Source organism: Chryseobacterium sp. CH21, from assembly GCF_004119445.1.
Classification (GTDB): domain Bacteria; phylum Bacteroidota; class Bacteroidia; order Flavobacteriales; family Weeksellaceae; genus Chryseobacterium.
In genome coordinates this window covers 40,171-58,883 of record NZ_QICI01000089.1, presented here as the reverse complement: position 1 = coordinate 58,883, position 18,713 = coordinate 40,171, and the positions used below count along the sequence as shown (strand labels likewise).

20 protein-coding genes are annotated in these 18,713 nt (G+C 34.5%); 10 read left to right on the top strand and 10 right to left on the bottom strand.

The window, feature by feature from the left end; all coding sequences use genetic code 11:
- Positions 1-2: 2 nt before the first annotated feature.
- From BOQ62_RS18615 to BOQ62_RS18605, 3 genes are all read left to right on the top strand, one after another.
- The gene (locus BOQ62_RS18615; RefSeq protein WP_129041869.1) at positions 3-4,793 is read left to right on the top strand and encodes a translocation/assembly module TamB; all 4,791 of its coding nucleotides are present in this window, start codon (positions 3-5) and stop codon (positions 4,791-4,793) included.
- Between the two features lie 134 nt (positions 4,794-4,927).
- On the top strand, positions 4,928-5,398 hold the full coding sequence (locus BOQ62_RS18610; RefSeq protein WP_034696982.1) for an Lrp/AsnC family transcriptional regulator: 471 nt from the start codon (positions 4,928-4,930) through the stop codon (positions 5,396-5,398).
- Between the two features lie 69 nt (positions 5,399-5,467).
- A complete protein-coding gene (locus BOQ62_RS18605) occupies positions 5,468-5,845 on the top strand; it encodes a hypothetical protein (RefSeq protein ID WP_129041867.1) in 378 nt (125 codons plus the stop codon).
- A gap of 84 nt (positions 5,846-5,929) precedes the next feature.
- Here the strand turns inward: BOQ62_RS18605 and gwsS are convergent, their stop codons facing one another.
- The 9 genes from gwsS to BOQ62_RS23575 form a co-directional block, all read right to left on the bottom strand.
- On the bottom strand, positions 5,930-7,000 hold the full coding sequence (gene gwsS / locus BOQ62_RS18600) for a grasp-with-spasm system SPASM domain peptide maturase (protein WP_129041865.1): 1,071 nt from the start codon (positions 6,998-7,000) through the stop codon (positions 5,930-5,932).
- A gap of 58 nt (positions 7,001-7,058) precedes the next feature.
- Entirely contained in the window at positions 7,059-7,874 is an 816-nt protein-coding gene (locus BOQ62_RS18595; protein WP_129041863.1) for a GLPGLI family protein, read from the bottom strand.
- Positions 7,875-7,952: 78 nt separating this feature from the next.
- A complete protein-coding gene (locus tag BOQ62_RS18590; RefSeq protein ID WP_129041861.1) occupies positions 7,953-8,762 on the bottom strand; it encodes a GLPGLI family protein in 810 nt (269 codons plus the stop codon).
- A gap of 251 nt (positions 8,763-9,013) precedes the next feature.
- Positions 9,014-9,376 (bottom strand): hypothetical protein, encoded by a 363-nt coding sequence (locus BOQ62_RS23590; RefSeq protein ID WP_228414336.1) that lies wholly within the window; start codon positions 9,374-9,376, stop codon positions 9,014-9,016.
- Positions 9,342-9,914 carry a hypothetical protein gene (locus tag BOQ62_RS23585; RefSeq protein ID WP_228414335.1) on the bottom strand — a complete coding sequence of 191 codons (573 nt, stop codon included), beginning with the start codon at positions 9,912-9,914 and terminating at the stop codon, positions 9,342-9,344. The genes BOQ62_RS23590 and BOQ62_RS23585 overlap by 35 nt, the downstream gene beginning before the upstream one ends.
- 57 nt (positions 9,915-9,971) lie before the next feature.
- Positions 9,972-10,862 carry a hypothetical protein gene (locus BOQ62_RS18580; RefSeq protein WP_129041859.1) on the bottom strand — a complete coding sequence of 297 codons (891 nt, stop codon included), beginning with the start codon at positions 10,860-10,862 and terminating at the stop codon, positions 9,972-9,974.
- A gap of 60 nt (positions 10,863-10,922) precedes the next feature.
- Complete coding sequence (locus BOQ62_RS22605; RefSeq protein WP_228414334.1) at positions 10,923-11,123, bottom strand: grasp-with-spasm system A modified peptide; 201 nt, start codon at positions 11,121-11,123, stop codon at positions 10,923-10,925.
- A gap of 619 nt (positions 11,124-11,742) precedes the next feature.
- On the bottom strand, positions 11,743-12,897 hold the full coding sequence (locus BOQ62_RS23580) for a helix-turn-helix transcriptional regulator (RefSeq protein ID WP_228414329.1): 1,155 nt from the start codon (positions 12,895-12,897) through the stop codon (positions 11,743-11,745).
- A gap of 446 nt (positions 12,898-13,343) precedes the next feature.
- Positions 13,344-13,592 carry a hypothetical protein gene (locus BOQ62_RS23575; RefSeq protein ID WP_228414328.1) on the bottom strand — a complete coding sequence of 83 codons (249 nt, stop codon included), beginning with the start codon at positions 13,590-13,592 and terminating at the stop codon, positions 13,344-13,346.
- A gap of 238 nt (positions 13,593-13,830) precedes the next feature.
- Here BOQ62_RS23575 and BOQ62_RS18565 point away from each other — a divergent pair, with 238 nt between their 5' ends.
- From BOQ62_RS18565 to BOQ62_RS18540, 7 genes are all read left to right on the top strand, one after another.
- Positions 13,831-14,151: a DUF4870 domain-containing protein gene (locus BOQ62_RS18565; protein WP_129041855.1), complete on the top strand. Its 321-nt coding sequence runs from the start codon at positions 13,831-13,833 to the stop codon at positions 14,149-14,151.
- 8 nt (positions 14,152-14,159) lie between these two features.
- The gene (locus BOQ62_RS18560) at positions 14,160-14,621 is read left to right on the top strand and encodes a hypothetical protein (RefSeq protein WP_129041853.1); all 462 of its coding nucleotides are present in this window, start codon (positions 14,160-14,162) and stop codon (positions 14,619-14,621) included.
- A 28-nt stretch (positions 14,622-14,649) separates the two neighbouring features.
- Positions 14,650-15,603: a DUF3829 domain-containing protein gene (locus BOQ62_RS18555; RefSeq protein ID WP_129041851.1), complete on the top strand. Its 954-nt coding sequence runs from the start codon at positions 14,650-14,652 to the stop codon at positions 15,601-15,603.
- Positions 15,604-15,629: 26 nt separating this feature from the next.
- On the top strand, positions 15,630-15,806 hold the full coding sequence (locus BOQ62_RS22600) for a hypothetical protein (protein ID WP_164976790.1): 177 nt from the start codon (positions 15,630-15,632) through the stop codon (positions 15,804-15,806).
- Between the two features lie 97 nt (positions 15,807-15,903).
- Positions 15,904-16,437 carry a DUF4303 domain-containing protein gene (locus BOQ62_RS18550; protein ID WP_129041850.1) on the top strand — a complete coding sequence of 178 codons (534 nt, stop codon included), beginning with the start codon at positions 15,904-15,906 and terminating at the stop codon, positions 16,435-16,437.
- A gap of 146 nt (positions 16,438-16,583) precedes the next feature.
- On the top strand, positions 16,584-17,063 hold the full coding sequence (locus BOQ62_RS18545) for a hypothetical protein (RefSeq protein ID WP_129041848.1): 480 nt from the start codon (positions 16,584-16,586) through the stop codon (positions 17,061-17,063).
- Positions 17,041-17,559: a hypothetical protein gene (locus tag BOQ62_RS18540; protein ID WP_228414327.1), complete on the top strand. Its 519-nt coding sequence runs from the start codon at positions 17,041-17,043 to the stop codon at positions 17,557-17,559. Before BOQ62_RS18545 ends, BOQ62_RS18540 begins: the two co-directional genes overlap by 23 nt.
- A 181-nt stretch (positions 17,560-17,740) precedes the next feature.
- Here BOQ62_RS18540 and BOQ62_RS18535 read toward each other — a convergent pair whose 3' ends face one another.
- Entirely contained in the window at positions 17,741-18,685 is a 945-nt protein-coding gene (locus BOQ62_RS18535) for a transketolase family protein (RefSeq protein ID WP_047382572.1), read from the bottom strand.
- Positions 18,686-18,713: the final 28 nt, after the last annotated feature.

Below are 18,713 nucleotides of genomic sequence, written 5' to 3'. Positions count from 1 at the left end.
TAATGGCAAAGTTAGAGAATAATAACGAGAATGAGAATAAAAAATCTGTAGCTGAAAACCTAGGGGATCAGGTACAGAAAACTGTTGAAAATGTAGAAGGGAAAGTACGGGAAACAGTAAAAGAAGCAACTGAACTAGCTTCAGATGTCATACATCATCCTGTAGAAACAGCAGGAGAGTTTGGTAAACAGGCCGTGAAGGATGTTACCAGCTATACCTGGTGGGCAAAGCTTCTCTTGATTCTCTTTTGGCTGGGGATTTTTCTTGTGGGCGGAGTACTGATTGCGGTCAATCTTCCTGTAACAAAGCAATGGGCGGCAGATCAGGCGCTCAAACTTGTTAATAATGATTTTAAATCTGGATTTACTACAGAAAGTGTAGACGTCAATTATTTCGGTGATGTAACGATAAAAGGTTTAAAAGTAAAAGATTATAAAGGATTTAATTTCATTACAGCCCGCGAATTTCGAGCAGATTCCGACTGGATATCTCTGGCGGTAAATGCCATCTCAGGAAACAGCAATTCCTTAAGCTTTAATTCTCTGGCTCTCGTCAATGCTGATGTAAAAGTAATTACTTATAAAGGAGACAGCATATCCAACTTTGTAAGATTTGTAGACCTGTTTGACAACGGAAAGAAAAGAGACCCGAAGAAACCTCCTTTTCAGTTGAATTCCAGAATTCAGATTATCGACTCTAAAGTTTCTATCGTCAATGAAAATTCTCCCGGAGAACAGGGGAAATGGCTTACTGCAACAAAATTCAATTTAAAAGCACCGAACGTAAAGGTCAATGGCCCGAATGTCTCGGCATTGATTAATAATATGTCATTTGTGACCTCAAGATGGGGGAAATCTCATTTTGTGGATACTTTTTCAACAGAACTGTCTCTAACGAAGCAGTTTTTGTCATTAAAAGACCTTACACTGAATACAGATCATAGCTTGCTTCAGGGAGATATCAAATTTAATCTTCATGACGGATCATGGGCAGATTTTGCAGATAGGGTGCGTTGGGATATGAATATCCAGCAGGGGAGCCAGCTTAGTGGTTATGATATCAGCTATTTTGTAACAAACTGGGATAATATCAAGCCGTTCAATCTTGCAGGGAAAATGACAGGGCCTTTGAATAAATTTCACTTGGAAAATTTCCTGATCAGAAATCCTGATGTGAATATTGCTACCAAAACAATGAAGGTCGATAATCTTTTGAAAGGACATTTTTCCATTGAAACAAAAGACCTTTCCACAGATTTTACCTACAAAGATTTAAAAGCAATGATGCCTTCCTTTATCTCCAAAAAGATGAAGAACTTCGCAGACGATTTTGGGAAACTAAAGTATAATGGAACAGCAAAAGTAAACCCGGATCAGATCTACGTAGACAGCGGAAATCTAATGACCGGGATTGGTCAGGCTAAAATTTCTAAGCTTACTTTGACGGGCTATAGTACCGCTATGCCGAAATATTCCGGTTATCTTGATGTGAAAGATCTCAATACCTCAGTTATTACAAAAAATAAAACCGTTGGATTGATTTCCGGTAAATTTGATCTTAACGGACAAAGTTTTGATGTCAATACCATGCGTCTGACCACAAAATCTCAGATTGCAAGCGTTGAAATAATGGATAAAACCATCAATAATCTATACCTCGACGGATTATTAGATCATAAAAAATATAACGGACTTATTACGGTTAATGATGAGCAGGCAAAAGCTACTGTTAAAGGGTTGATAGATTTCAGTACTTCGAGAATATCCATGGATGTGAATGCAGATGTTACCTATCTGAATATGAACTATTTTACCAATAAGCCAGGTACTCAGGCAGTAAGTGGTCAGGTTGAAGGTAAAATGGCGATGTCTTCCATCAATGATCTTACTTTGGATGTGAATGCCAATAACCTTCATTTTGCTTCAGCTACTCAAAAATATAATATTCCGAATGCCAAATTAAAAACCTTTGTAGAAGCAGGAGGACGTGTAATTGATGTAGATGCTCCAGGTGCAGCTACTGGTAAGATATCAGGAAGATACAGTCTTGCAGACCTTGCCGGAATGGTAGAAAACGGAGTAGGAAGAATCCTTGTAGGACCACCGCCTAGAAAACTATACCGCGGGCAGAATTTTGCGCTGAAGTTTGATGTTCAGCAAGGATTAATCAATTATTTCTTACCCGAATTGAGATTGCCACAAGGAGCTCTTGTAGAAGGGGAATATAGCGGAGATTCAAACAACCTGATTCTGAACCTTGATGCGGCATCTTTAAAATATATTATGAATAAGGAGGAAGAGATTACAGATGCTGATCAGGCGCTGGCGTCTTCAAATCCTGATTATAAAATTAATGACCGTAAGAATCTCAGCAGAGACAGCGCCATGGTAGATAGTGTTAAAGTTAGAATTAATACTGCAGATCTTAACCAGCAATTGTATGCTAAGATCAACAGAGTCATTTATAATAAAAATGTAATCAAAGATTTTGAGCTTAAAGGGAATAATGAAAACGGAAATACACTTCATTTAGCTACTGTATTTAAGCATGGAAGTCCTGATGACGAGATTAATGAGAAGCTTAAAGAATATGCTATCAATGTGGATCAGTCTACTGATGCAGCTGGCGACTATGTATTCAGGTTTGAACCTACGGAGGTAAAATTCAATGAGGTGACCTGGGCAATAGATACAAGCCCGGAACTGAATCACTCTATTACCTATAGAAGGAACACCGGAGACTTTGATATCCGAAATCTGCGGGTGTATTCTGATAAAAGTGCCTTGTTTATTAAAGAAGCGCAGTTTAAATCAGCAAAAGATTTTTATGTAGATGCCGATATCAATGACTTCGCTATAGAAAAACTCCTGGAAATGCAGTCCGGAGGAAATACAATGGATATAAAAGGTCTTGCGAACGGAAGCGTCAAGATCAAAATGGATAAAAGTACCCTGCAGCCATTGGTAGATCTTAATATTGATGCTATTAAGATGAATGGAAATGATATGGGAGATATCTCTATTTCTGCTACCAACGGTTTCTCTCTGAACGTTTATGATATTGATGTAAAAGTACATTCTGCCGGAGCTTTAGGAAATAACAGTCTTAATCTGACAGGAACAGTTAATAATAACACTTCTTCTCCCATCATTGATCTTACGGCAGAAATGCGTGATTTTGATCTGTCGTTTACCCAACAGTTTGTACAGACCATTTTCGGAAATCTTCGTGGGAAAGCTACCGGAGATCTTAAAATCAACGGAAAGCTGAGCAATCTGGATTATAGTGGAGATATTGCTTTAAAAGATTTTGGATTAAAACTTTTGTTTACAGGGGTGGATTACTCATTTGATGATACTGTAATTCAGTTGACCAAAGGGTTGGCAATCCTCAACAATATTGAAGTGCATGACGGAAGAACCAATTCCAAAGGGAATATTTCCGGGGCGATTCAGTTTGAAACCCTTTCTTCAATGGGGGTATCTCTCGTAATGAGAGCCGATAATCTGCTGATGCTGAATACCACGCAAAAAGATTTTGACCTGTTTTGGGGTAGAGTGTATGGTCAGGGAGATCTATATGTGGATGGACCTGTCTCAGGATTGAGTATCACGACTCCTAATATGAAGGCACTTAATGGAAGTACCTTTACTTTTAATTCCAGTTCTACTTCCAATGTAGAAGAATTTAAGATGCTGAGGTTCCTGAAAGAAGGAAAAGACGGTCTTATTACCCTGGAAGAAAAAAAGAAAACCGGAGCGAATATGAATATTGACTTCAATCTGGCTGTAGATAAAGGGACTACCGTAAATGTACTGGTAGGAGATGATGTAGGAAATATTACCGTAAAAGGATCCGCAGATCCGCTGAGGTTCCATATGAACAGACAGGGGAATATTGCCATGAGCGGTACTTATAAAGTAGATAACGGAACATTTGTCTCTAAGGCAATTCTTAATAAAACATTCCAGATTGAAAGAAACAGCAGCATCAGATGGGATGGTGATGCCATGAAACCCACATTGGATATCAATGCCAACTACATAAGAATGGTTTCTAATGCCGGAGAATATTTGAGTATGGGTAAATTACAACCTATCAGTATCCTGCTGCAGGCCCACATTACCCAGTCGTTGGTAGACCCTCAGATTGATCTGAATGTGACGGCGATGGATGTATCCAGCCAGGTAAGAGAAACCCTTGCTGCAAAAATGAGCCAGGAAGGTGAGAAGGTACTCCAGTTCGGTTCTGTTCTTTTGCTGAGCACATTTAACGTGTCCAATAGCGGCGGAGTAGAAGTAAATGTAGGAAATGTTGCAGAATCACAGGGTTATAATATGCTTCTTAAACAGTTGGGATCTGTTCTTAATACAATGAGTAACGAATTCCAGATTGACCTGAATTATGTAAAAGGAGATCAGAATTCCAATTTTGGAGACAGAGCTAATGCCGGAGTAAGCGTTGCCCTTTCTCCAAGAGTTAATATAAAAACCGGTTTGGGTATACCATTATCCAAAACAGATGGTGCGCAGAACAATTATTTGTCTACGGAAGGTTCTGTAGAATATGATTTATCTAAAAAGAATGACGGTACATTGGTTATACGTGCTTATTCTAAGCCTACAAACATCGGGATGGTGAGTACAAACGGTTCTGCTAATCAAGCCTATGGAGGAGGGGTAGTGTGGAGTAAAAGCTTCAATTCTTTGTTTAAAAAGAAGAAAAAAGACAAAAAAACTTCGGATGCAAAAGGTGAAATAAAAACAGATTCTATAAAATCAAATGCTAAATAATTAGAATATTTTAATGATTTTTATCATCTGTGTTAATTATTGTTAATATTTGATATATATTTTTTAGTTAAATTATTTTTCGTAAATTTGCAAAAAATACATAGATTTTTTAAAGAAATTGTAATTTAACTAATATGAACTATCAACTGGACGAAATAGACAAGAAGATTCTTGATTTCTTAGTAGAAAACACAAGAATGCCTTTTACAGAAATTGCAAAGCAGATGGATGTTTCTGCTGGAACAATTCACGTAAGAGTGAAAAAGATGGAAGATGCAGGTATTATTTTGGGATCATCTCTTAATATCGATTATGGTAAGCTTGATTATCATTTCACAGCTTTCATAGGTATCCTTTTGACAAAATCAAACCGTACTCAGGAAGTATTGAAAGAATTGTCAACTTTACCTAACGTAATCGAGGCTAGCGTTATTTCAGGAAAATATAATATTTTCTGTAAAGTAAGAGCTAAGAATACTGATGATGCTAAAAGAATTATTTACCAAATAGATGACATTCAGGATGTGATGAGAACTGAAAGTATGATTTCTATGGAAGAATTCTTAAGTGACAAAAACAGACTGATCAACGCTATCTCTGTGTAAGTCAAATTTTAAACGAATAATTATAAAAGAACTTATGAAATCTCTCATAAGTTCTTTATTTTTGTAGGTATGGAAGAATACAGCTATTTTGACGAAGATCCGAAGAAAGGATGGGGATTTGTACTGGCATTTGCAGCCTTAATGTTGTTTACCATAATGGGACTGGGAATAGATGTGGATGAATATCTGCAGCATGAATATCTGCAGATTCCAAGGTGGTATTTCTATGTTATTTTTTCAATTGACGTGCTGATGATGATTGGGTTGGTGCTCATGTTTTTTTACAGAAAAATAGGAATCTTTATGTTTCCTGTTTTATTGGTACTGCACTTCTTTATGCACAATTACTATCTGTCTACATTTTTGTATACGGATGTTACCAATCTTTTCCTGTTCACAGGATTTGGTATGCTTGCCATTATCCCGAAATGGAAGTTTTTTAAATAAAATATAATTAATTATTATAAAATAACAAACCGCTTTTAAATAGAATTTAAAAGCGGTTTTTGAATAATAAAAGGAGTAAAAAAACTATTTAAGCGCCAACGAATTGAACCTTTTCTTCTTTAAAGGATTTTTTGTCCAATCTTTCCATTCTCCTGTATAAGGATTGTAGCCGCATTTTAAAGGTTTGGAGATGTCAAGATCTGCTTTGTTTTTCTCGTTGCCCTCCGTATAGGCTCTGCAATCTGTACAGACATAGCGGAATTCGCAGTCTTTGCAAGTTTCTATATAATCTTTGGTCAGATCCCAATATTTTTTGAAGCCGGGCTGATGGATGGCTTCTTCAAGATTACTGATATGAATATTTCCAAAGCTTTCCGCCATTAGCGGACAGTTTTTAATAGTACCGTTTTTGTCAATACCTATCTTTTTATACAGGCAGGAGTTGTGGTTGATGGCTTCCAATACTTTACTGATGTTGGTATTGAAGTATTTCAGTTCCACTTTTCCACAGGCAGATAATTGCAGCTCATCTTTAAGGAACCTTAATGAGAATCTGAATTCATTTTTAGCTTTGAAAGGAGATTGGGGACAATTGTAGAAAATAAGACTGTAAATTCTGACTGTATTCTGTTGAATAACCTGTATAAAAGACAGATCCACATCCCGATGAAAAGGAGAAAATATTTCTATGCCGGATAAAACTGAGGTTTTGAAGGTTTCGTCAATTTCTATTAATTCCTGTGCAGTGAGTGCTTTTAAATAATAAATAACCAAATGCTTGATTCCCAGGTTTTCTATTGAAGATTTTATTGTATTGAGTACGCTTATTTCTTCCAGTTCTATAAAGATATGGGTGATGGTACTGGGCTCATAATATTCATAAGAAAGGGGAGGGAAATTCCGGTCCCAGTCATTTTTACTGATAAATCCATATTCTTTTTCTAACAAAAGGTTGAGGTATTCCTGAATAATTTCTTGGGACTCTGCATCATAATTTCTCATCATGTCTTCAATAGAATGAGATTTGAGCTCTACAATAATCTCATACAGCTCCAAAGGATATAATTCTGACGTGTTTCTCTGCAGATCCGAGATAAGTATCCGGGTTGAGCCTTTAGTGGCTAGAATGTTGCTGAATAGATTGAAATAGGTCATGAGGTAATAAATTATATTGAGACTAATTGTTTTTCTGGATAATCCAATGATCTTAAAGTTACTTATACTCAATTTTGTGATTGAGTTCAATGGGATTGTTATTCTCACGAATTCTTTTTTTGATAGTCTCTTTCATTTGTTTAAAATTGGTTTTTATTATATTTCCGCTTTCATCGTGAGATGTTATATCAGATTTATTAATCATAGACAATGGTTCGGTATAATAATTTTTTTGGAGCTTTTGAAAGTCTTCCCAACTAATTTTCTTTTGATATGTATCTATATAAAGCGCTTTCCATTTAAAGTCTTTTACTTGAGTGAGTTCAAAATCATAATCAAAATTTTCATCAGAAATTTTTACAATCAGGCCTGGCAATCCACAAAATATATAAGGGCCTTGCTGTAGTGGAATTTCAGTTGTAAACCAAGCGATCCACTTTCTTCCCCCGTATTCTACTTCTGCTTTTTGACAATTGTATTGTCCAATTTTCTTTTTTTCTTCAATAATTTTCCAATGAAATTCTTCTTGAATAGGAATAGCGTAGGTATTATAAATCAAAGGAACAAAGACATATTTAAAAGCTTCACGATTTCCTTCTTTTTTATAAATGTACAGCTGTTTATTATTGTATTCCATATCAAACCCATTTCCCCAGCCTTGCTTTGCCCTTAATGAATCTGACCTACGAAATTGATGTGACCGGAAAGAAGATTCTTTACCTCTAACATCTAAATAGAAAATAATTTTTTCAGTTTTTAAACTATCGGAATTAGGTTTATAATTGAGTTCATATATAAAACTTGAGTTTTGCGCCTTTAAAGATGTAGAAATAATGAATAGAAAAAAGAACCGGTAAAAATTCAAAGCTTTCATAGTCTATGGTTTAAAATGGAGATTATTTTCAGTATTTTATTACTTGGAACTTAGAATTTGGAATATTCCTGTTTAGAGTCACTGCTTATATATAATCTGATGATTAAGTTCGATTGGATTGTTGTTGTTTCTTATATTGTCTTGCTCTTCTTTATTCATTTGCCTAAAATCAATATCAATAACATTTCCGTGAGCATCTTGCATAACAACTTTTTTAGCATTTCTGATTTTCTGTTCCATTTCTGCATTAGGATTATCATAATATGATTTAGCCAATTGATCATATTTATTCCAATCAATCAATATTGGTTTTGTTCTGGCATTGAATAAGCTTGCGGATTTTTTAACTTGTACCAAATCAAACTTATAATCTCCACTGCGGTCTGTTATAGAAATAATGAGCCCAGGTAAACCACTGAAAATATAGGGACCTTCATTAATGGGAATATCATTAGAAAACCATGCTGTCCATTCTCGATTCCCATAAGTAACCACAGCTTTTTGAGAATTATAAATTCCAATTTTTTTCTTTTCTGAGGATATCTTCCATTGCATGGTTTCATCAATAGGGAGAAGATAGCAGAATTGACCATTTGTAATTATTTTTGATATTTTATGATTTGAAAAATCTTTCTTTATGTAAAATTGGTTTTCAAAACCTGAAGAAAGCATAGGAAAGGCATTGTTCAATTTTAATGAATCTGATTTCCGATCCATACTTTCTCTGAAGATAGATTGTTTATCTACAAAATCTAAAATCATTGTTTTTGTAGTAAACACATCGGGTGTTTTATGATTTAACCGGTAACTTACTTCATAAATAAAACTCATTTGCTGCCCGAAACAAAAGGAAGTTAGAAATACAAATATTAAGATTAATTTATTCATTTTTATAGTGATTATCTATTTTGAGTTTGTCATTTAATTCAATAGGAGGTACATCTGATATCTAAAAATATTTCATAATAGCCGATGTAGAGATTTTAAGGGTTTTTCTCTAGGATAATAGACTGTCTGAAATTTGTCTGAATTTAAATAGTATAAGGTGTCACTATTTAATTTGCTGGTGTTCTTGGTTTTAAATAAATCAAGGTATTTAAATGTTAAGGGTAATTTATTTTTTTCTTTATATAATCTTTTCATAAATATTCAGCTAATTTTTGTTCCAATGCATAGTTACATGTTCGGGATAAGCTTGAAAACTGACCAATGGGGTTGATTTCCAGAAAATAATATTTTTCTCCTGCCTTTATAAAATCTAGAGACCCGCAATTAATATCTAAAGATTTCATTAATAATTCTATTTTGTCCTCTATATGTTTTGGAAGAAGATAGGGTACATTTCTATTGGGCTTCTTTTTATTGTATTTTCTGAAATCTGTTTTTGTTTGTTCATCATTCTGTGAAAAAATAGCCATAGACCAGCAATGGCCATTCAAATAAAAAGTTCTTATTTCAAAATCTTTTTCAATTTTTTCCTGAAAAAAGTGATGAAAAATCATGATTTTCATGTTCTTCAACTACCATTGTATACATGAACCCACTGAAATCTTTTTTGATTTCGTCTAAAATCACATTTCCATTAATTGTTTTTAGAATTGTTTTATTGAGTTCAACCTGATTGGTATTATCTGCCAAGAAGTATTCTGGGATGTCAAAGCCCAGTTCTTTGGCTTTATCAAGTACAATAAGTTTGTTGACATGTGAAGTTCTTTCTTTATTGATATGTTTTTTAGATTCGAGTGTTTTTTGTATATAATCTTCAAGCCAATATTGGGTTTCATTCATATTAAGAAGGATTGAATGATTATTGTATTTCAAACGCCTGAAGTTTAATCCGCCTCTTCTGTACCAAACGCTATCAATTTCATCAATAAAAAATCTATTCCGGCTGCTTTCAATTAGAATTCTTTTTTCTATCGTTTTTATCTCAAATGCTTCATCTTCATGAACCCGGATAAACTTTTTTTTCAGAGCTATCAAGCCTCTGATTACTTCTATAGTAGCTGTTTCATTTTTCTGGGAAAGAATAAGTATCATAGGTGTTTTTCTGGAAAAAATTTGTAAATCATTTGAAATTCTGAATGCTGGAGCGTATTATTGTTTTATCTTCTTTTGAAAATCTTTAGTGATATTGGACGATTCTTTTAGACTGGGAAATCCAACAGCCTTCCGGTTTCTATTAATGCGTGATGAATCCGAAGCATTGAAAGTTGGGGTAGAATAGTGGAGAAATATCCCATAAGTTGATTCGGAGGAGTTTATATACTGATGTTTGTCCACCATCTCGATGTATTCTCTGGGAGTACATTCTCCGGATTTTACATATTCCAGTAACTTTACTTTAAAATATTCATAATTCTGAGATCCTGCCATATGATTAAGCAGCACACCCATAGGCATAAATGTATTATTATTTCCTACCAATCCAATTTTTTGCTTTGATGGAAAACCGTAATTTTTAAATGTCCATAAGAGAAGATTAGCATTTTTTCTATCATTGGTTTCAACGGATGGCCCTTTTCGTTCATTATATTGATCTCTTTCAAATGCGATGCTGAAAGAATCAATCAATGTTTTATTTAGCCCTCTCTTCCATTCATTTACTTTCTGTTCTACAATTATACTATCAATGCCATATTTTTTATAGAGTTTAAAAAATTCTGCATCTTGTCTTTTATATTTCCAGTAGGGGCCTACCTGTGTTATTAGTTTGTCTAAACTTTTATGCCCTCCGAAGTTTTTATTATATCGGTCAGCATATTTAATATATTTTTCATACTCTTCTATTCTTTCATTTTGAACAGGTGGGTATTTTCTAAATAACCTTTTATACTTTTTAATCGTAGCCAATGTATCCTTATTTACACTATGAATACTGTCTATAGCATATACTTCGTGATAATAATTAATATAGTTTAGCTTTTTACTTTTGCAGGAAAAGAAAAACAGAAGTATAAGCAGTATGAAATTTATTTTTCTATTCATTATTGAAATTTATATTCCGTTTATTGTTGAAAAGGAGGGGTATGTTCCCCTCCGCAATATCTAATCAATAGTCATCGTAGCGACTTGTTTTCCATCGATACAAATTATTGTATCACCTGTATTACCTGGCTGTCCATTAGGCCCGGTTTCGCAAGTTGACTTTTCATTTGTTGCTCCTCCACCAATAATACTTCTTGTATTGGCCAATTTTTTGTTTTCCAAAGAAGAGAAACTACTCTTCATTCCATTTAATTTTTTCATGTTTGTAATGTTGTTGTGTTGCATAAAATCATATTTGTCAAATAAACCCTGACATTGGGTTGAATAATTCTTTCTTTTTATCATGCACTGTACACATGCTGTTAAATTGAAAGAATGTATTTCTTCAACGTTGATGGGATAAAACTATAAATATTCGGTTCACTTCAAAGAGATATAATGTGTAAATGATTTGTATTTTACTTTGTACACAGATGCAATTTTTACAGCAGTTTAGAAATCAGATTGAGTGAAATATCTGAAATTTGAAAAAGTATAAATTAAATAATGATAATCTTAAGAAAAGAACAGATTATAATGGTAGGTTGTACGGTAATATATTCTATTGTACAATACCTGAGAATAATAAGAATTGCTAATTAAGCTGCATAATAAAGAGTTTTTTTTGATCAGAATTTGCATGCTTTCAGTAGTATTACTTATGAAAAAAGAGCACTTTTTACTTCAAAAAAGAAGTGAATATCTTGTGAATTTTCACAAAAAAGTTTTTTTGTAACAGTATAGATCCTGGTAAATGAATTCGACTTATAAAAAAGAAGCTTTCTAGCTCGATGCTAAAAAGCTTAAGGATTGAGATGAAAGTAAAAAATATTCTTATTATTTACTCTGAAAATACACCCTGAAAAAAAGATTCTAAAGCTGTATTTTCATCCAGCCCGAATTTCTTTTTCAGACGGTATTTGGTCATTCTTACACTTTTAGGTTCTACATTAAGTAGATTGGCAATTTGTTTTGTATCCATACCCAGATAAATGTAAGCACAGTATTTCAGATCCAGAGCAGTCAGTTTTTGCTTTGCTTTTTCATTGATGTTTTTAAAGAAATCCGGATGCAGCTCCTGAATGGTGAATCTTATTTTTTCAAAATCATTATCCACCCGGTTTTCTCCCTTTACAACCTTCTGAATATTGATATCTGTATCAGAAAGCTGGGTCTGGAGCTGCTGAAGAACCTCATTCTTATGCTGGATATGAAGCTGGCTTGCCAGTACCTCGCTTTGAAGTTTCTGTTGTTGAAGTGTAAGAAGTTCCTGTTCTGCCTTTAATCTGGCCTGTTCTTCTTCCTGAAGCTTAATCTGCATTTCGGCCTCATGTTTTTCCGTGTCAAGCTTATTTTCTCTTTCAATAGAATACCGGAGCTTAAAATGATAAGAACGGAACATAAAGAATGCCCCAATCAATCCGATAATTCCTAAACCGATATACAGAAGTTTTTCTTTTTTCAGGCTGGCGGTTTTCTCGGTGAGAGCTTTAAGTTCCGATTCTTTTCTCTGGGACTGATATTGAGCTTCCAGTCTTTTGGCAGTTTCAGCTTGCCCTTCGTCAAAAAGAAGATTGCTATATTCCGATACTTTCGACTCGTATTCAAATGCTTTCTGGTAATTTCTTTGTTTGGCATAAAGCTGAGCAAGATCTTTCACTACATTAACCATCACATGGTAATAAACCGGCTGTTGAGTAAGAAGAATCTGTTCAGCTTTCAGAAGATACTGTTCAGCTAAAGTATTATTCTGATCCCGTGTTGCAAGATTGCTCAAAATGCCAAGTGCACCGGCCTGCATACCCTGATTTAGGGTTGTATGTTGGGTAAGAGTCAGTATTTCGTTGGCATTATTCTGAATTTCCAAACGGATCTCCGGGGTCATCACAGGATAACTCAGATAATAATTAATAAGATTCAACAATGCCATGGCATGCACATGTGCTGAAACATGTCCCGGAAACTGATGATACAGGGCTACTGCCTTTTTGCACATTTCTATTACGGGTTTCAGATCTTTCAGGTCACCTGTTTTTTCATGTTTAAAAGAATAACATACAGCAAGAGCAGAATAGGCAGAGCTTAATAAATTTTTGTTATCTGATTTTTCAGCAAGCTCGATGGCTTTTTTAGCATATTTGGTAGCATTTTCAGCATCGTTCCATTCCGTATAAATTCCGTAAAGAAGATAATTAAGCTTGGCATTCAGGAGAATTTCTGAAGGCTGTTTTTCAACAAATGGAAGTGTTTTCTGAATGAGTTTAATGGTGCTTTCAGACTTGCCTAAAGCGTTGTTATAATAAATATTCAGATAGTTGGCATATAATGAAGCCGTTTTATCATTACTCTTTTGAACAATGGCATTGGCTGCATCTATAATAGAAGAAACTTTATCGTATTCAGATTGGTTAAGCTTAATGATTCCTTTTTGGGTAAGAGCTTTTACCTGTTCAGCATAATTTTTTCCTTTTGAGCAAGTTCCAGCTGCTGCTGAACATATTTTTCAGCTGTAGGATATTGATCACTGACTCTGTAATATTCGGTAAGCTCATTGTAAATTCTGAATTTTTCTGCAGTGGAAATATGGTCTCCGCTTAACTGGTTTTTAAGCCCATCAATGAATGTATTCTGTGCTGGATATAAGGAGCAGATAAAAAGTATACAATAGATAAGAGAGAATTTTAATTTCATAAGGTGAAAGTACAAAAATTGTAGACACCCGTCAATTTCCAAAATAAAAAAATGAAAATATGAGTTTTGTTTAAGTTATTGTTAATTAATGTGTTATTTGTTTTTGTAGACGTTTTGTAGTCACTGATATTTCAGGTTGAAGATGTTTTGTAGTTGCAGAAATGGAGATTGGAATATTTTTCTGATGCAACTTTGAACCAGAAAAAATCAAAGAATATTAATTTAAAATTTTACAGCTATGGACAACAAAACACTATCTGTCGTTTCTTACATTACCCTTTTCGGATGGTTGATTTCCTTCGTCATCGGAAAAGAAAAATCGAACAGTCTTTTAAAATATCATTTGAAGCAGTCATTAGGCTTGCTTATTTTTTCCATTGTTTTATCTATTATTCTGAATGTTCTGATGATGGTCACTAAAATTGGAGTCCTGGGAATATTTGGATTTATCCCTTTGGTATTAATGATCATCGGAATCATTAATGCAGCCAATAATGTTGAAAAACCTTTACCAATGATTGGAAAAATGTTTGAAGACAAATTCTCTTTCATCGGATAATTTTGGATATGAATGATTTTAAACATTTAAAAAAAGAAGGTTCAGGATATCGGGTGAAGCAGTATATGTCATTTCAGCACATTATAGTAGTAGCATGGGTTTGTATTTCTGTATTTCTGATCATCAATACCAGCTATCTGAAAACAGGAATTGTTCTGCTTATCTTCTCATTATTGCTCACCATTGTTTCTTTTATTCCACCAAAAGTTAATTTTGATTTACAAAATCAGATTCTTACCGTAACGAATAGTGGTTTGAACCGTAAGGAATTCATTTATAAAATGGAAAATTTTGAAGGCTTTGAGCTGCAGGCATTTCGTGTCGGATTTATTCCTATAGGATGTTATCTGTATGCTAATTTTAAAAATGTATCCAATTTTAAACGTCCTTTAATATCCCAGTCTTTCAGCAAAAGAATGATGCAGGAAATCACCAATGAACTTGAAGATGTGAATGTAAAAATCAGATAAAACACCTATTACAAATTAATACAGAACTATGAAAAGATCAATTATTATTGCAGGAATGCTTTTCCTGAGCTTTTCTGTCACCTCATGTGATAAACTGGAAAAGATGAAAGAAAAACTTTCGCAGACTGATACCAAACAGGTAAACCCTTTCAGTGTCAATTCCGGAGATGCAAACAGAGATATTATTTCCTTTAATAATAAAGTAGTAAAAATGGATGATGCTCAATCGGATTTTATCAAAAATTTCCAGAACTCATTAATTCAGATGGAAGAATTTGTGAAGAAAGCAACTGATAATCATCAGTTTTCAGGAATTTCACCCATTTTCACTCCTTCCATCATGATGTATTCCCATCAGGAACTGAAGGCTCCGGACGTCTTGGGAAAAGAATTTCAAGGTTGGGTTGATACAATGAAAGATACAACAACTCAGCTTGAAAATCTAAAGAAAGAATTGGAAACCTATAAAGAAGCCGAGGATTGGAAGGATGATAAAGGGAAAAAAGTAACAGAGATTACTGAAAAAGCAAAAAAACTTATTCAGGAAAACCGAACTGCAGCTACCGAGCTGTTTGCAAAACTGTCCCCAAGAGCAGACAAAGCTGAAATAGAAATCCTTAAAGACCATCCGCTTAAAACACAGATCCTTCAATCCAGAGAAACCATGGAGCTGGCTCAGAAAATCATTGATGACTCTTATGATGTAACAGATATGAATGCCTACAAAAACAAATTTTCCCAGCAATATCAACAGATGGAAAAATTATACAACAGGAATATCAATGAAAAGATTCCGTCTTCAGAAAAACAAAAGGAAAGCAGTTATCAGGCATTCAATAATTCTGTGAACGATTTTCTGGGTAAAATGCGGATTGTACAGCGAAGCCTGAACGAAAATAACCAGGAACTAAACAATAATCTTGATGATCTGGAAAGAGAAGCTGGCTATATCCTGGACCGTTATAACACTTTTGTAGACTGATTTATCAACAATTAAAACTTGATATTATGAAAAAAATAGTTGGGATTATTCTTATTGTGATAGGATTCTGCCTTGTTGTGGTTATTAAAATAGGGCCATCCAGAGAAACTTCCTGGTTGTTCAAATATGGAGAATTGCCTCCCATACTGCTTGGGGCAGTTATTTTGATTCCCGGATTGATCTTGTATAATAAAAACAGATAGCCATAATCATGAAATTGAACAGCCTTTCTAAGAATATAAGGTGCTGATTTGACAGGATAAAGGTATTTTTACCGCCCATTTTAAAAAAGAAAGAAGCATGGATTTTGAAATTTTGAAACAGCAGATAGAAAATGCTGCTAAGAAAGCTTTTTTAGAAGTGTATGAAAAGCATGGAGCAGAAGGAGTATACAGTTTTGCACTGTACAGTGACGAAGGGGCAATGACGGTATGTCCCGCAGCCAATACAATAAAGGCAATGGAAAATGCTGATGAAGATGATGCTCTTTATTATAAATATGAACCGGCAGAATGGACTTATGAAATGGAGGGTGCCGATGAAGATTTCAATGAAATCTGTACTCAGTTGAGAACAGAACTTTATAAACATGATGACGATGACCATTGGTTTGAAGGTTTTCAGATGAAGCTATTTTCCATCTGTATTGAAGTGTTGGAAAAGCTTAAAAACGAAAACTTTTTTACCAATATTACAGGGAAAGAGGTGTTCCTGATTTTTACAGTTTCAGATTATGAGTTTGAGAAAAAAGATCTGCAGGATCTCATCATCAGACTTAATGATAATGAATACAAAAGTGAATATCTGGACTGGATGGCTACCTGGGGCAATTAAAAGAATGGGGAACTAAAAAGACACTTTAAATATACATATGAAGCCAGATAAAATAATTGTCTCAGAAGCCTTTTATCAAGTACAAATTTCATCAATTCACTAATAATTTATCTCACACCAAGACATAAAGAACCATCACTTTAATTATGAACAACTATAACTTTTACAAACAGGAAGGAAACCAATATATCTTTAAAAATCAGCCGGTATTTATAACCGTATTATGCATTATTTTTCTTGTCGTTGCAGGATTAATTTTTAATAGCGTAAGAATCGGAAGCTATGTTATTTTTGCTGTAGTAGCATTAATTGTCCTCAACTTCTTCACCAAGAAATTCATCATTGATATGGACAGAAAAACAATTACCGGAAAGCACTCCATTTTTGTTCCCGCAAGAACATATCCTATTGAGAATTTCAGAAATTTTCATGTGATAGCAACAAAATACATGGGCTTTATCACCACCAATGTAATGCTGTCTATGTATTTTGAGGTTGATGGTAAAGAAAAACAACTTACGATAGGCCAGGCGCTTACTCAAAAAGGAATTCAGAAGATGGTCAACGAAACAGAGGATATTTTGAACGTCAATACTCCTGAAAATGGACATCAGAGACCGCTATAAGTTTGAAGAAAACGGAAGCGAAATAAGCTTTATGCCCAATTACAGCTTCCTGCGTACTCTGGTGTGGTGGCTGGCATTGGGAATTGTTGCACTTCCTGTGATCATCTATTATTTTATGGATAAAATGTCCGGAGATCAGTTCAAAATTGCTATAGGATTATGGAGTGTTTATATAATCTACTTTCTGTTTGACCTCTTTTTCAGAATTCCTGTGAAATTTATTTTTGATAAATCTGAGAAGTGCATTTACAGAAAACTTTTACTCTCCAAAAAGCTGATGAATTTTGATGAAATGACCTATTTCGTGAATGATGAAAGAGGTGGATATTATTATTCTATCGGAAAAAAAAGAAATCAGTTTGTGAAAAACTATAGAATCAGCAATTATTTTTCAGGGTCAAAAGCTTCCAACAAAAGAGAAGATGAATATGTAGAAAAAATCTTATGTCCGGTTCTGATTGCCGTGGGAATTCCATTGAATCAGGAAGAACAATAAAATAAGTATCGAAAAGCAGGGTAAAAACTAATACAATGAAGAATTGAAGGATAACCATTCCCCCTCCTCTGGAGGGGTGGCAGAAATTCAAAGAATTTTTGACGGGGTGGTTTATACGCAATTAAAAAGCTCGGCGGTTTCGAAGAAACCGCCGAGCTTTGTCTATCTGGAATAGCTTATATTAAGCTAAAATTCTTTTTACAGCTTCTTTTACTGCCGCAGCATCAATTTTATACTTCTTCATCAATTCTGCTGGTGTTGCAGACTCTCCGAAAGTATCATTTACCGCTACAAACTCCTGTTTTGTAGGTCTTTTTCTAGCAAGCATACCTGCAACAGATTCTCCTAAACCTCCAAGGTAGTTGTGCTCCTCAGCGGTTACAATTTTACCTGTCTTTTCAACAGATTTTAAAATGATCTCTTCATCAAGAGGCTTGATGGTGTGAATGTTGATAACTTCACAAGAAATACCTTCTTTCTCAAGCTCATCCGCAGCAACAAGAGATTCCCATACAAGGTGTCCTGTTGCAACAATCGTTACATCAGTACCTTCCTGAAGCATAATTCCTTTTCCGATTTCGAAAGGCATATCTTCCGGAATGAAAACAGGAACTACAGGTCTTCCGAATCTTAAATATACAGGACCTTCAAAATCTGCAATCGCAAGGGTAGCAGCTTTTGTTTGGTTGTAGTCACAAGTGTTGATCACTGTCATTCCAGGAAGCATCTTCATCATACCAATATCTTCAAGAACCTGGTGAGTAGCTCCATCTTCTCCTAACGTAAGACCTGCGTGAGATGCACAGATTTTTACATTTTTGTTAGAATAAGCGATAGACTGACGAATCTGGTCATATACTCTTGAAGTAGAGAAGTTAGCGAAAGTTCCTGTAAAAGGAATTTTTCCTGTAATGCTAAGACCTGCAGCAATTCCCATCATGTTCGCTTCTGCGATACCTATCTGGAAAAATCTTTCAGGAGCTTTCTCAATGAATTTCTCCATTTTCAAAGAACCGATAAGGTCTGCACAAAGTGCCACTACATTAGGATTTTTGTCCGCTAGTTCTGCTAGTCCTGCTCCGAATCCTGAACGAGTATCCTTTTTTTCTGTATATGTATATTTCATTTTTATTGTATTAATCGAGATGTTAAGA

Excerpts from the sequence above, each read along its gene's own strand:
- BOQ62_RS18615 (WP_129041869.1), top strand. The coding sequence starts at position 3 with ATGGCAAAGTTAGAGAATAATAACGAGAATGAGAATAAAAAATCTGTA.
- BOQ62_RS18610 (WP_034696982.1), top strand. The coding sequence starts at position 4,928 with ATGAACTATCAACTGGACGAAATAGACAAGAAGATTCTTGATTTCTTA.
- BOQ62_RS18605 (WP_129041867.1), top strand. The coding sequence starts at position 5,468 with ATGGAAGAATACAGCTATTTTGACGAAGATCCGAAGAAAGGATGGGGA.
- gwsS (WP_129041865.1), bottom strand. The coding sequence starts at position 7,000 with ATGACCTATTTCAATCTATTCAGCAACATTCTAGCCACTAAAGGCTCA.
- BOQ62_RS18595 (WP_129041863.1), bottom strand. The coding sequence starts at position 7,874 with ATGAAAGCTTTGAATTTTTACCGGTTCTTTTTTCTATTCATTATTTCT.
- BOQ62_RS18590 (WP_129041861.1), bottom strand. The coding sequence starts at position 8,762 with ATGAATAAATTAATCTTAATATTTGTATTTCTAACTTCCTTTTGTTTC.
- BOQ62_RS23590 (WP_228414336.1), bottom strand. The coding sequence starts at position 9,376 with ATGATTTTTCATCACTTTTTTCAGGAAAAAATTGAAAAAGATTTTGAA.
- BOQ62_RS23585 (WP_228414335.1), bottom strand. The coding sequence starts at position 9,914 with ATGATACTTATTCTTTCCCAGAAAAATGAAACAGCTACTATAGAAGTA.
- BOQ62_RS18580 (WP_129041859.1), bottom strand. The coding sequence starts at position 10,862 with ATGAATAGAAAAATAAATTTCATACTGCTTATACTTCTGTTTTTCTTT.
- BOQ62_RS22605 (WP_228414334.1), bottom strand. The coding sequence starts at position 11,123 with ATGAAAAAATTAAATGGAATGAAGAGTAGTTTCTCTTCTTTGGAAAAC.
- BOQ62_RS23580 (WP_228414329.1), bottom strand. The coding sequence starts at position 12,897 with ATGTGCAAAAAGGCAGTAGCCCTGTATCATCAGTTTCCGGGACATGTT.
- BOQ62_RS23575 (WP_228414328.1), bottom strand. The coding sequence starts at position 13,592 with ATGAAATTAAAATTCTCTCTTATCTATTGTATACTTTTTATCTGCTCC.
- BOQ62_RS18565 (WP_129041855.1), top strand. The coding sequence starts at position 13,831 with ATGGACAACAAAACACTATCTGTCGTTTCTTACATTACCCTTTTCGGA.
- BOQ62_RS18560 (WP_129041853.1), top strand. The coding sequence starts at position 14,160 with ATGAATGATTTTAAACATTTAAAAAAAGAAGGTTCAGGATATCGGGTG.
- BOQ62_RS18555 (WP_129041851.1), top strand. The coding sequence starts at position 14,650 with ATGAAAAGATCAATTATTATTGCAGGAATGCTTTTCCTGAGCTTTTCT.
- BOQ62_RS22600 (WP_164976790.1), top strand. The coding sequence starts at position 15,630 with ATGAAAAAAATAGTTGGGATTATTCTTATTGTGATAGGATTCTGCCTT.
- BOQ62_RS18550 (WP_129041850.1), top strand. The coding sequence starts at position 15,904 with ATGGATTTTGAAATTTTGAAACAGCAGATAGAAAATGCTGCTAAGAAA.
- BOQ62_RS18545 (WP_129041848.1), top strand. The coding sequence starts at position 16,584 with ATGAACAACTATAACTTTTACAAACAGGAAGGAAACCAATATATCTTT.
- BOQ62_RS18540 (WP_228414327.1), top strand. The coding sequence starts at position 17,041 with ATGGACATCAGAGACCGCTATAAGTTTGAAGAAAACGGAAGCGAAATA.
- BOQ62_RS18535 (WP_047382572.1), bottom strand. The coding sequence starts at position 18,685 with ATGAAATATACATATACAGAAAAAAAGGATACTCGTTCAGGATTCGGA.